The organism is Streptomyces sp. NPDC033165 (genome assembly GCF_055577965.1).
The window spans coordinates 88,530-102,798 of the sequence record NZ_JBVIPK010000016.1 but is presented as its reverse complement, the minus strand read 5'-3'; the positions used below and the strand labels follow the sequence as shown (position 1 = coordinate 102,798).

The 14,269-nt window shown below is 72.0% G+C and carries 2 protein-coding genes; both read left to right on the top strand.

What is annotated here, in order from left to right:
• Positions 1-8: 8 nt before the first annotated feature.
• Positions 9-10,835, top strand: a complete 10,827-nt coding sequence (locus ACZ5WC_RS28955; protein ID WP_468543579.1) for a type I polyketide synthase — start codon at positions 9-11, stop codon at positions 10,833-10,835.
• A gap of 21 nt (positions 10,836-10,856) precedes the next feature.
• The gene (locus tag ACZ5WC_RS28950) at positions 10,857-14,243 is read left to right on the top strand and encodes a type I polyketide synthase (protein WP_468543578.1); all 3,387 of its coding nucleotides are present in this window, start codon (positions 10,857-10,859) and stop codon (positions 14,241-14,243) included.
• The last annotated feature ends 26 nt before the right edge of the window (positions 14,244-14,269 follow it).

Sequence of the window (14,269 nt, the reverse complement as noted above, 5' to 3'; positions counted from 1 at the left end):
TACCTCACATGAGCGACGACAAGAACCTGCTGGACAAGTTGAAGTGGGCTGCTCGGGAACTGCACCGGACCCGTGGACTGCTCCAGGACGCGGAGCGGCGCGGGCGGGAGCCGATCGCGATCGTCGGCATGGCCTGCCGCTACCCGGGTGGCGTCGGCTCTCCCGAGGACCTGTGGGAGCTGGTGGACCGGGGCGGGGACGTGGTGTCCGACTTCCCCGAGGACCGGGGCTGGGACACCGACGCCCTCTTCGACCCGGACCCCGACCGGCCCGGCAGGAGCGCGACCCGCAAGGGCGGATTCCTCTACGACGCGGCGGAGTTCGACCCGGGGTTCTTCGGGATCTCGCCGCGTGAGGCGCTGGCGATGGACCCCCAGCAGCGGCTGCTGCTCGAAACCTCCTGGGAGGCGGTGGAACGGTCCGGCATGGACCCCAGGTCGCTGAAGGGCAGCCGCACGGGCGTCTACGCGGGCGTCATGTACCACGATTACGCGGCGGGTCTGTCGACCGTCCCAGAGGAAATCGAGGGGTACTACGGCACCGGAACGGCCGCCAGCGTCGTCTCCGGCCGGATTCCCTACACCCTCGGCCTCACGGGCCCCGCCATCACCGTCGACACCGCGTGCTCGTCGTCGCTCGTCGCCCTCCACCTGGCCGTACAGGCGCTCCGCCGCGACGAGTGCTCCCTCGCACTCGCCGCAGGCGTGTCCGTCATGTCGAGCCCCGTCATGTTCGCCGAGTTCAGCCGCCAGGGCGGACTGTCGGTCGACGGGCGGTGCCGGGCGTTCGGGGCCGGTGCGGACGGCACCGGCTGGTCCGAGGGTGTTGGTGTGCTGGTGCTGGAGCGGTTGTCGGACGCGCGGCGCAACGGGCATCGCGTACTGGCGCTGGTGAAGGGGTCGGCGGTCAATCAGGACGGTGCGAGCAACGGGCTGACCGCTCCCAGCGGCCCGGCCCAGGAGCGGGTCATCCGCGAGGCCCTGGCCGACGCGGACGTGCCGGCGGACGGTGTGGACGCGGTGGAGGCGCACGGCACGGGCACGAAGCTGGGTGATCCGATCGAGGCGCAGGCTCTGCTGGCGACGTACGGGCAGGGACGCGAGCGCGAACAGCCGCTCTGGCTCGGCTCGTTGAAGTCCAACCTGGGCCATGCACAGGCTGCGGCGGGTGTGGGCGGGGTCATCAAGATGGTGATGGCGATGAGGCACGGTGTGCTGCCCCGCACCCTCCACGCGGACGAGCCGACGCCATTGGTGGACTGGGAAGCCGGTGCGGTGGAGGTACTGGCGGAGGCGCGCCGGTGGCCGGGCGGATCGGAGGGCCGTCCGCGTCGGGCGGGTGTGTCCTCGTTCGGGATCAGCGGTACGAACGCGCACGTGATTCTTGAGCAGGCCCCCGAGGAACCTCAGCCGGAGACCGCACCCGAGCCGGAGGCCCCGGGAGGCCTGGTGCCGTGGGTGCTGTCCGGCCGCACGGAGGAGGCGCTGCGGGCGCAGGCGGAGCGGCTGCGGGATCGCGTGAGCACCCAGGACGGTTCGGATGTACGGGCGTTGGGCCGGGCGCTGGCCACCACGCGCTCGGCGTTCGAGAGCCGGGCCGTCGTCCTGGGCGAGACCAGGGGAGACCTTCTCGCCGGTCTCACCGGTGTGGCGACGGGCGAGGGCGCCAGGGGTGTGGTGCGCGGTGTGTCCGGGGGAACTGCCCTTTCTGCGGTGTTGTTTACGGGGCAGGGGAGTCAGCGTGTTGGTGTGGGGCGGGAGTTGGCTGCGGAGTTTCCGGTGTTCGCGGGGGCTTTGGATGAGGTTCTGGGGTGTTTTGAGGGTGAGTTCGAGTGTTCGTTGGGTGAGGTGATGTCGGGGGATTTGGGTGGTGTGTTGGATCGGACGGTGTATGCGCAGGCGGCGATTTTCGCTGTGGAGGTGGCGCTGTTCCGGTTGGTGGGTTCGTGGGGTGTGCGTCCGGATTTTGTGATGGGTCATTCGGTGGGGGAGATCGCGGCTGCTCATGTGGCGGGGGTGTTCTCGTTGCCGGATGCGGTGCGGTTGGTGGCGGCTCGTGGGCGGTTGATGCAGGGCGTTGGGCTTGCGGGTGGTATGGCGGCGGTGGAGGGGACGGAGGAGGAGGTTCTGTCGGCTCTTGTTGGTGGTGTTTTCGCGGGGTGTGTGGAGGTTGCGGCGGTCAATAGTGCGTCGTCGGTGGTGGTTTCGGGTGATGTGGACGCTGTGGAGGAGTTTGTTGTCGAGTGGCGGTCGCGGGGTCGTCGTGCGAAGCGGCTTGCGGTGAGTCATGCGTTTCATTCGCGTCATATGGACGGGATGCTGGATGACTTTCGTCGGGTTGCGGAGACGGTGGATTATCGGGTGCCGAGTATTCCGCTTGTCTCGAATGTGACGGGTGCTGTGGCTGATGCGGGCGAGGTGTGCTCTGCGGATTACTGGGTGCGTCATGTGCGTCGTCCGGTGCGTTTTCTGGACGGGGTGCGGGTGTTGGAGGCGGAGGGCGTTTCGGTGTATTTGGAGTTGGGTCCGGATGCGGTGCTTTCCGCTCTTGGGCCCGACTGTCTGATCACCGACGATGTGGAGAGCCCGGCGGTGTTCGTCTCGGCGCTGCGTGGTGCGGAGGTTCCGGAGTCGCGTGCGGTTCTTGAGGCCCTTGCCCAGGTGTATGTGCGGGGTGGGTCGGTGGACTGGGCGGCGGTGCTGGGGAGCGGCCCGGTTGCCCGGGATCTACCGACGTACGCGTTCCAGCGTGAGCGTTACTGGCTGAACCCGCCGTCCCCCCACGGTGATGCGGCGGGGCTGGGGCTCGAAACGGCCGGGCACCCGCTGCTGGGCGCCGTGGTATCCCTCCCGGACGACCGGGGTGTCGTATGGACCGGCCGACTCTCCCCGGCCGAACAGCCGTGGCTGGCCGACCACGCGGTCCACGGTTCGACGGTGCTGCCCGGTGCGGTGCTGGTGGAGCTGGCCCTCCAGACCGGAGAACGCGCCGGATGCGGCCGTATCGAGGAGCTGACCCTCCAACAGCCCCTGGTGTTCGCCGGAACCTCCGGGGCGCGGCTTCAGGTCTCCGTCGCCGGTCCCGACGACACCGGACGGCGCGCCGTGACCGTGCACTCCTGCCCGGTCGACGGCGGAGCCGCCGGGGCCGCTCTGCCCGGCGCTGAGGTGTGGACCCTGCACGCCTCCGGCCAGTTGGGGCCCGCCACCGAACCTCCGGCTTCCGTAGCTCCGGCGGTGTGGCCACCGCACGGCGCCGAGGAGATCGACCTGGGCGACGACTTCTACGAGCGGCTGGCCGACCGGGGCTACGCGTACGGTCCGGTCTTCCGGGGCCTGCGCCGTGCCTGGCGGCTGGGCGACGAACTGCTCGCCGAGGTCGCGCTCCCCGAGGCGGTGGCCGACGGAGGCGCCTACGGCGTCCATCCGGCCCTCCTCGATGCCGTCTTCCACGCCTCGATCGACCCGGCCGACGACGAAGTGCGCCTGCCGTTCGTGTGGTCCGGCGTCGAACTGGCCCGGACCGGCGCGACCGCCGCACGGGTCCGCCTCACTGGCTCCCCGGGCGGTGAGCTGTCCGTACGGGTGACGGACGAGTCCGGCGCACCGGTCCTGTCGGTCGACCGGCTGCTCGCCCGCCCCGTGGCGCGCGAGCAGCTGCGGGCGGTGGGCGGGGCGTCGCGTGACGGACTGTTCGACGTCGTGTGGAGCCCCGTCCACGCCACCTCTGAGCTCCCGGCGACCCTGGGCGTGTGGGATGCCCTCGTCGAGGGCCGTGAAACCCCCGAACTGGTCGTCTGGTCCTGCGACAGCGGCCCGGGAGCACCCCACGACGCCTCGGCCATTGCCGCCCGCGCCCTGGATGTCGTCCGCGCCTTCCTGGCGGATGAGCGGTTTGCTGATGGGCGGTTGGTGGTGGTGACGCGGGGTGCTGTGGGTGTGGTTGCCGGTGAGCGTGTCCGGGGTCTGGGGGCGGCTTCGGTGTGGGGTCTGGTGCGTTCGGCGCAGGCGGAGCATCCGGGGCGGTTGGTGTTGGTGGATGTGGAGGGGGGTCTTGATGGGGTTGCGGAGGAGGCCGCGGTGCGTACGGCGCTGGGTACGGGGGAGCCTCAGGTTGCGGTGCGGGGCGGGGTGCCGTTTGTTCCTGGTCTTGTGCGGCTCGGGGTTGTTTCGGGGGCTGAGCGGCCGGTGGTGTTCGGTTCGGGTGGCACGGTGCTTGTGACGGGTGGCACGAGTGGTCTGGGTGCGTTGGTGGCGCGTCGGCTTGTCGCTGTGTACGGGGTCCGGGATCTGTTGTTGGTCTCGCGGCGCGGTGCGGCGGCTGAGGGGGTGGGTGGCCTGGTCGGGGAGCTTGAGGCGGCGGGTGCGCGTGTCCGTGTCGAGGCGTGTGATGTGGGTGACCGTGAGGCGGTGGCGGCTTTGTTGTCGTCGATCCCGGATGACCGCCCGCTCACGGGTGTGGTGCACAGTGCCGCTGTGCTTGACGACGGTGTGGTCGAGACGCTGACTGCCGACCGGCTGGCCGGTGTCATGCGGCCCAAGGCCGACGCGGCACTGCACCTGCACGAACTGACGGCACACCTCGACCTGTCGGCGTTCGTCCTGTTCTCGTCCCTCGCAGGGACGCTGGGCGGTGCCGGACAGGCCGGCTACGCCGCCGCGAACACCTTCCTCGACGCTCTCGCACACGACCGGCGGGCCCAGGGGCTGCCCGCCGTCGCCCTGGCCTGGGGCTGGTGGGGCTCCGACGGCGGCCTCACCGAAGACCTGTCCGACGTCGACCGGAGCCGCCTCTCCGCTCTCGGACTGACGGCCATGTCGGCCGAGGAAGGGCTCGCCCTCTTCGATGCGAGCCTGGCGGCCGACCGTGCGCTGGTGGTCCCTGCGTTCTTCGACCCGGCCGCACTGCGGCGGCGCGGAGCGGACGGTGTGCCGCCCGTGCTCAGGTCGCTGGTGCCCGGCGGGACGCGGCGCGGTGGGCGCACCGGGGGGACGGGCGGCGGCGCGAGCCTCGCGGCCCGGGTGGCCGGTCTGGCGGACCACGAGCGGCTCCGCGCCGTCCTGGACACCGTCCGTGCCGTCGCGAGCGAGGTACTGGGCTACGGGCCCCGCCAACTCGTCGGCACCGAAACCCCGTTCAAGGACCTGGGCTTCGACTCGCTGATGTCCGTCGAGTTGCGCAACCGCCTCAACCGCGCCACCGGTCTGCACCTCGCGGCCTCGCTCGTCTTCGACCACCCCACGCCCAAGCGCATCGCCGAACACCTGACGCGTGAACTCGGTGGCCGGTCGGACCGGCAGCCTGCCTCCGCCGTGGCCGCCACGCCCGCCACGGACGACCCGATCGTCATCGTGGGAATGGCCTGCCGCTATCCCGGAGGTGTACGTACCCCCGACGAACTGTGGCAGCTCGTACGCGACGGCCGTGACGCGATCGGCCCTTTCCCCGACGACCGGGGCTGGGGCCCCGAGATCGCCGACGGGGGGTTCGCCGCGCAGGGCGGATTCCTGCACGACGCGGCGGAGTTCGACCCGGGGTTCTTCGGGATCTCGCCGCGTGAGGCGCTGGCGATGGACCCCCAGCAGCGGCTGTTGCTCGAAACCTCCTGGGAGGCGGTGGAACGGTCCGGCATGGACCCCAAGTCGCTCATGGACACGCGGACCGGTGTGTTCGCGGGTGTCATGTACCACGACTACGCCGCGCGTCTGCCGGACATTCCGGAGGGCCTGGAAGGCCTCCTCGGCTACGGCTCCGCGGGCAGCGTGGCGTCCGGCCGGCTGTCCTACTCGCTCGGGCTCTCGGGTCCGTCGATGACGCTGGACACCGCTTGCTCGTCCTCGTTGGTGGCTCTGCACCTGGCGGCGGACTCCCTGCGCCGGGGGGAGAGCGATCTCGCCCTGGCGGGCGGCGTGACCGTGATGGCGTCACCCGGAGCCTTCGTGGAGTTCAGCCGTCAGGGCGGGCTGTCGTCGGACGGGCGGTGCCGGGCGTTCGGGGCCGGTGCGGACGGCACCGGCTGGTCCGAGGGTGTTGGTGTGCTGGTGCTGGAGCGGTTGTCGGACGCGCGGCGCAACGGGCATCGCGTACTGGCGCTGGTGAAGGGGTCGGCGGTCAATCAGGACGGTGCGAGCAACGGGCTGACCGCTCCCAGCGGCCCGGCGCAGGAGCGGGTCATCCGTCAGGCCCTCGTTCATGCGGGGCTCTCGGCCGACCAGATCGACGCGGTGGAGGCGCACGGCACGGGCACGAAGCTGGGTGATCCGATCGAGGCGCAGGCTCTGCTGGCGGCGTACGGGCAGGGGCGTGAGCCCGAACAGCCGCTTTGGCTTGGCTCGTTGAAGTCGAATCTCGGGCACACGCAGGCTGCGGCGGGTGTGGGCGGGGTCATCAAGATGGTGATGGCGATGCACCACGGAGTGCTGCCGCAGACTCTCCATGCCGCGGAGCGAACGCCGTTGGTGGACTGGGAAGCCGGTGCGGTGAAGCTGCTGGACGCGGCCCGCCCGTGGCCGGAAAGGGCGGAGGGCCGTCCGCGTCGGGCGGGTGTGTCCTCGTTCGGGATCAGCGGCACGAACGCCCACGTGATCCTTGAGCAGGCCCCCGACGAAGCTGAGCCGGAGGCGGAAGGCGCGCGGGACGGCGGCCTGGTGCCGGTGCTGGTCTCGGCCCGTACGGAAGAGGCGCTGAGGGCGCAGGCGCGACAGCTGCGGGAGCACGTGACGGGACAGGAAGGTGTGGACGTACGGGCGTTGGGTCGGGCGCTGGTCACCACGCGTTCCGCGTTCGAGCACCGGGCCGTCGTCCTCGCCGACCGCTCCGACACCCTCCTCGCCGGCCTCGACGCCCTCGCGGCGGATGAGAGTGGTGCGGGAGCGGTGCGCGGTGTGTCCGAAGGCGCCGCCCGTTCTGCGGTGTTGTTTACGGGGCAGGGGAGTCAGCGTGTTGGTGTGGGGCGGGAGTTGGCTGCGGAGTTTCCGGTGTTCGCGGGGGCTTTGGATGAGGTTCTGGGGTGTTTTGAGGGTGAGTTCGAGTGTTCGTTGGGTGAGGTGATGTCGGGGGATTTGGGTGGTGTGTTGGATCGGACGGTGTATGCGCAGGCGGCGATTTTCGCTGTGGAGGTGGCGCTGTTCCGGTTGGTGGGTTCGTGGGGTGTGCGTCCGGATTTCGTGATGGGTCATTCGGTGGGGGAGATCGCGGCTGCTCATGTGGCGGGGGTGTTCTCGTTGCCGGATGCGGTGCGGTTGGTGGCGGCTCGTGGGCGGTTGATGCAGGGCGTTGGGCTTGCGGGTGGTATGGCGGCGGTGGAGGGGACGGAGGAGGAGGTTCTGTCGGCTCTTGTTGGTGGTGTTTTCGCTGGGTGTGTGGAGATCGCGGCGGTCAATAGTGCTTCGTCGGTGGTGGTTTCGGGTGATGTGGACGCTGTGGAGGAGTTTGTTGTCGAGTGGCGGTCGCGGGGTCGTCGTGCGAAGCGGCTTGCGGTGAGTCATGCGTTTCATTCGCGTCATATGGACGGGATGCTGGATGACTTCCGTCGGGTCGCGGAGACGGTGGATTATCGGGTGCCGAGTATTCCGCTTGTCTCGAACGTGACGGGTGCTGTGGCTGATGCGGGTGAGGTGTGCTCTGCGGATTACTGGGTGCGTCATGTGCGTCGTCCGGTGCGTTTTCTGGACGGGGTACGGGTGTTGGAGGCGGAGGGTGTTTCGGTGTATTTGGAGTTGGGTCCGGATGCGGTGCTTTCCGCTCTTGGGCCCGACTGTCTGATCGCCGACGATGTGGAGGATCCGGCGGTGTTCGTCTCGGCGCTGCGTGGTGCGGAGGTTCCGGAGTCGCGTGCGGTTCTTGAGGCCCTTGCCCAGGTGTATGTGCGGGGTGGGTTGGTGGACTGGGCGGCGGTGCTGGGGAGCGGCCCGGTTGCCCGGGATCTGCCGACGTACGCGTTCCAGCGTGAGCGTTACTGGCTGAACCCGCCGTCCCCCCACGGTGATGCGGCGGGGCTCGGGCTCGAAACGGCCGGGCACCCGCTGCTGGGCGCCGTGGTACCCCTCCCGGACGGTCGCGGCACCCTGTGGACCGGCCGGCTCTCCGTCGCCGAGCAGCCGTGGCTGGCCGACCACACCGTGCACGGCCGCACCGTCGTGCCCGCCTCCACCCTGGTCGAGCTCGCCCTTCACGCGGGCGAGCACGCGGGCACCCCGCGCCTCGCGGAGCTGACCTGCCACCGGCCCCTGGCGCTGTCGTCCGACGCCGTGTCCGTCCAGGTCCTGGTGGCGGACGCGGACGAGGCGGGCCGGAGCGCGGTGGAGGTCTTCGCACGCGCCGGTGACACGGCGGGCTCCGCACCCTGGACCCGGTACGCCTCCGGCACGCTGACACGTACGGCCGACGGGACGGCGAAGTCCCCGGACGTCCAGGCGGAGTGGCCGCCCTCCAGGGCGATTCCTCAGTCGGCCGACGCCTTGTACGAGCGGGCGGCCCGGTCCGGCGTCGGGCTCGGGCCCGCACTCCACGCCGTACGGGCGCTCTGGCGGCGGGACGGTGCGACGTACGCCGAAGTGGCGCTGCCCGGAGCCATGGCCGACGAGGCGGGGGCGTACGGCATGCACCCCGTCCTCCTCGACGCGGTCGCCCGCGTGGCGGCACCCGACGCGACCGGTGACACGCTCGTGCCCGAGCAGTGGTCGCACGTGGAACTCACCGCAGTGGGAGGCGCGTTCGTCCGGGTGAGCGTCCTGCCGTCGGACGACGGCAGCGTCTCGATCTCCGTCACCGACGAGACCGGCGAGCCGGTCCTCTCGGTCGGCCGCCTGACCACCCGGCCGGTCACACGGGAGGAAATGCGCTCCACGGCAGGTGAGTTGCATGACGCCCTGTTCGATGTGGACTGGGTCCCGGTACGGGCAGGCGGCCCCGCGTCGCCGTCCTCCTGGGGAGAGTGGGACGAGCGCAGTACGCCCGGGGCGGGTACGGAGACGCCCGCGCTCCTCGTCCGGCGTCACACCGGCGGTCCCGGCGAGGACCCGACGGCGGCGACGGAACGTGCGGTGACCGTCCTGCGCGACTTCCTCGCGGACGAGCGGTACGTGGACACCCGGCTGGCCGTGGTCACGCGCGGCGCGGTCGGCGTGGACCCCGGGGAGGGGATCGCCGATCTCGCCGCGGCCCCGGTGTGGGGGCTGGTCCGCGCGGCCCAGTTCGAGCACCCCGACCGACTGCTCCTCGTCGACGTCGAGCCCGGCCTCGAACCGGCCGTAGAGACCGCCGCCCTGCGGGCCGCGCTGGGTGCATCCGAACCCCAGGCCGCGGTGCGCGGCGGCAAGGTCCTGGTCCCGCGCCTGTCCCGTACCACCGCATCCCGCCAACGGGCCGCTCAACCGGAACAGTCGGAACAGCGCGGCCAGTTGCCGGTGTTCGGTGACGGAACCGTCCTCGTGACGGGCGGCACCGGCGGTCTGGGCGCACTGGTCGCCCGCCACCTGGCAGCGGAGCACGGCGTACGTCGCCTGCTCCTCGTCTCCCGCCGCGGCCCGGCCGCCGAGGGCGTGACCGAACTGGTCGCCGAGATCGAGAAGACCGGGGCGGCCGTCCGGGTGGAGGCCTGCGACGTGGGTGACCGCGACGGGCTCGCCGCACTGCTCGCCGCCCTCCCGGACGACGGCCCGCTCACGGGAGTCGTCCACTGCGCGGGAGTCGTCGCCGACGGTGTGATCGACGCACTGGACGCCGAGCGGCTGGCCCGGGTGTTCCGGCCGAAGGCCGAGGCAGCACTCCACCTGCACGAACTGACCCGCGACCTCGACCTGTCGGCATTCGTCCTGTTCTCCTCCGTGGCGGGAGTGTTCGGCGCGGCGGGACGGGCGAACTACGCCGCCGCGAACTCCTTCCTGGACGCCCTGGCCCACGAGCGGCGCGCCCGGGGACTGCCTGCGGTCTCCGCCGCCTGGGGGCTGTGGGAGGAGGAGCGCGGCATGGGCGGCCAGGTGACCGAAGCCGATCTGGCGCGAATCCGGCGCGAAGGCGCGGTCGCGATGTCCGCCGACGAGGGGCTCGCGCTCCTCGACGCGGTCCTCGTCCACGACCGGGCACTCACCGTGCCCGCCCGCCTGGACCTGGCCTCCCTCGCCGGGGCCGACGCCGCCCTGCCCGCCGTGCTGCGGAAGCTGGTGGCGCCCGCGCGACGGCGGCTCGACGCCCGGGCCCCCGCCGTCCGGCAGGACACCGCGGCCCCGGCGAAGGCGGCCGAGCAGCTCACGCGGAGTCTGGCCGGGCTGACCGAGGCCGAGCAGGTGCGCAGCCTGCTGGCACTGGTGCGGGGCGAGGTGGCCGCCGTGCTCGGCCACACGGACCCCGACGCGGTGGCCCCGGACCGGGGCTTCCTGGAGTCCGGGTTCAGCTCGGTGGCCGTGGTCGAACTGCGCAACCGGCTCAGCCGGGCCACCGGCCTGCGCTTCTCCGCGGCGACCCTGTTCGACCACTCAACGCCCCGTGCGGTGGCCCGGCACCTCCGGGAACGGCTCGCCCCCGAGCCCGCGGCCTCCGGCGGGGCCGCCCCCGGAACGGTCGACGGGACGGACTTCCGTACCGCCCTGGCCGCCCTGCCGATCGCCCGCCTCAAGGAGGTCGGCGTCCTGGACGCCCTGCTGCGGCTCACCGGATTCGACGGCGTACCCGACGGAGACGCCCCGTCCCCCGGCGTGTCCCCGGCAGCCGGCGGGCCCGCCGACGACACCGCGAACGCCCGGGCCGGGGCGCCCGGGGACGCCGTGACACCGGAGTCCATCGACGCCATGGACCTGGACAGCCTCGTCGACCTGGCGATCAATACCGACGTCTGAACAACCCTCAGGAGCTGGCTGATGGACACGACCGACGATCGCGTCGTACAGGCGCTGCGTGCGTCGATCAAGGAGACCGAGCGGCTGAAGCAGCAGCATCAGCAGCTCGTGGAATCGCTCAACGAGCCGATCGCCGTCATCGGCATGGCGTGCCGCTTCCCCGGCGGGATCACCTCGCCCGAGGAGCTGTGGCGGCTCGTCGCCGACGACGGCGACGCGATCGGCCCCTTCCCCGACGACCGGGGCTGGAACATGGACGGGCTCTACGACCCGGAACAGCGGCGCAAGGGCACCCTGTACGTGCGGGAGGGCGGCTTCGTCGAGCGTGCCGCCGACTTCGACGCGGCCTTCTTCGGGGTGAGCCCGCGTGAGGCCACGGCCATGGATCCGCAGCAGCGGCTGCTGCTGGAGACCGGCTGGGAGTCCTTCGAGCGGGCGGGCATCGACCCGGCCGCACTGCGCGGCTCGGACGTCGGTGTCTTCTCCGGCACCAACATCCAGGACTACCAGTCCCTGCTGCTCGCCTCGCCCGGAGCGTTCGAGGGACACGTGGGCACCGGCAACGCGGCCGCGGTGCTCTCCGGACGGCTCGCCTACACCTTCGGCTTCGAGGGCCCCGCGGTGACGGTCGACACGGCCTGCTCGTCCTCGCTGGTCGCCCTGCACCTCGCGGCGCAGGCCCTGCGCGCGTCCGAGTGCTCCCTGGCGCTCGCGAGCGGTGTCACCGTGATGTCCACGCCGATGGGCTTCGTCGAGTACAGCGGGCAGCGGGTGCTCGCCAGGGACGGGCGCTGCAAGTCGTTCGCCGGGTCCGCCGACGGCACCGGGTTCTCCGAGGGCGTCGGCATGTTCCTGCTGGAACGGCTCTCCGACGCCCGCCGCAACGGCCACCCCGTCCAGGGCCTGATCCGTGGCAGCGCCGTCAACCAGGACGGGGCCAGCAGCAACCTGACCGCGCCCAACGGCCGCGCCCAGCAGCGCGTGATCCGCCAGGCCCTCGCCGACGCCCGGGTCCCCTCCGACCAGGTCGACGTGCTGGAGGCGCACGGCACCGGAACCGAGCTCGGCGACCCCATCGAGGCGGAAGCCCTGCTGGCCACCTACGGCAAGGACCGCACCGCCGAACACCCCCTGTGGCTCGGCTCGGTGAAGTCCAACATCGGACACACCCAGGCCGCCGCGGGCATCGCCGGCGTCATCAAGATGATCCTGGCCATGCGGCACGGCCTGGTGCCCAGGACCCTCCACGTCGACGAGCCGTCGCCCCACGTGGACTGGGAGACGGGCACGGTACGGGTCGCCACCGAGCCCGTCGCCTGGCCGGAGCGCGGTCGCCCGCGCCGCGCCGGGGTCTCCTCGTTCGGCATCAGCGGCACCAACGCGCACGTCATCGTCGAACAGGCCCCGGTCCTCGAACAGGCCCCGGCTGCCGCGGACCTCCCCGCCCGGCCCGCCGAGCCCGCAGGCCCCTTCGCCTGGGCGGTCTCCGGCCGCAGCGACCAGGCCCTGCGCGCCCAGGCGGAACGGCTCGCCGAGCGGCTGCGCGAGCACCCCGGCCTCGCGCCCGCCGACGTGGCGCTGTCCCTGGCGGGCCGTACCGCCTTCGAACACCGTGCCGTCGTCGTCGGCAGCGACCTCGACGAATTGACGGCCGGGCTCGACGCGCTGGCCGCCGCGCGCGAGGACGACCGCCTCGTCCGGGGCGTGGCCACCGCACCGGGCCAGACCGTGTTCGTCTTCCCCGGCCAGGGGTCGCACTGGCCCGCCATGGCCCGGGACCTCCTCGCCTCCTCCGCCGTGTTCCGCGAACGCGTCGAGGCGTGCGCCGAGGCACTCTCCCGCTACGTGGACTGGTCGCTGACGGACGTCCTCCGCGAGGAGCCCGGAGCGCCCTCGCTGGACCGGCTGGACGTGGTGCAGCCCGTGCTGTTCTCCGTACTGGTGGCGCTCGCCGAGGTGTGGCGTGCGCACGGCGTCGAGCCCGACGCCGTGGTCGGCCACTCGCAGGGAGAGATCGCGGCCGCCCACGTCGCGGGAGCCCTCTCCCTCGACGACGCGGCCCGCATCGTCACCCTCCGCAGCAAGCTGCTCGACCGCCTCACCGGCAAGGGCGCGATGGCCTCGTTCCTGCTCTCCGCCGACGAGGTCGCGCGCCGCATCGAGCCGTACGGCGACCGCCTCTCGATCGCCGCCGTGAACGGGCCCACCTCGGTCATCGTGTGCGGCGAGCCGGACGCCGTCGAAGAGCTGGTGGCCATCTGCATGGCCGAGCGGGTCCGGGCCCGGAAGGTCCCCGGGGCGACCGCGGCCGGGCACTCGGCCCAGGTGGACGCGTTGCGGGAGGAGTTCCTCGCGGGCGTCGGAGCGGTCGCCCCGAACCGGGCGCGCGTCCCGTTCCACTCGACGGTGACCGGGGAGGTCCTCGACACCACGACGCTCGACGCCGGGTACTGGTACCGCAACCTGCGCGAACCGGTGCTCTTCGAGAAGACCGTGCGCCGCCTCCTGGCGGACGAGCACCGGCACTTCATCGAGATCAGCCCGCACCCCGTGCTGACCGTCGGACTCCAGGAGACCTTCGAGCAGGCGGGCCCGGCCGCCACCGTCGTGGGCACCCTGCGCCGGGACGAGGGCGGTGCGGCGCGCTTCCTCACCTCGCTGGCCGAGGCCCACGTACGAGGCCTGCCCCTGGACCTGCGGGGCCTGCCGCAGCTGTCCGGCGCCCGACGGGTCGACCTGCCGACCTACGCCTTCCAGCGCAGGAGGTTCTGGCCGGACGAGCTGCCCGCCGCGCCCGCGCCGCACCTGCCCGCCGGCCCGACGGCCCACGGCGCCCCGGCCGCCGAGCCCGAGGAGCACGCCGCCCCCGCCGGGCAGGTGCTGCGCCAACTCGCCGAACTGCCGCTGGAGGACCACGAGGCGTTCCTCGTGAACCTGGTGTGCGAGCAGGCCGCCGCGGTCCTCGGCCACGGTTCCGCCGAGGAGATGGACCTGACCCGGCCGTTCCAGGAACTCGGGTTCGACTCGCTGACCGCCGTGGAACTGCGCAACCGGCTCAACGCCGCTCTCGACCTGACCCTGCCCGTCAGCCTGGTCTTCGACCGCCCCACGCCGCAGGACCTGGCCGAACACCTGGCGGCGGAGGTCACGGGCGTGCTGAGCGACCCGTCCGCCGCCACCCGCGCCGAGGTCATCGGCCACCTGGACAAGCTGGAGGCCGCGCTCGCCGAACTCGACGCGGGCCCCAGGGAGAACGAGGACGTCGGCCGACGGCTCAGCAACCTCCTGGCCACCTGGACGCAGGCCCGGGAGACCGGCCGGCCGGCCACGGACGGCCCCGCCGAGCTCCGGACGGCCTCCGACGAGGAGATGTTCGACCTCATCGACAAGAAGTTCGGGATCTCGTAGCTCGGTTGCCGCACCGCAGACCGACG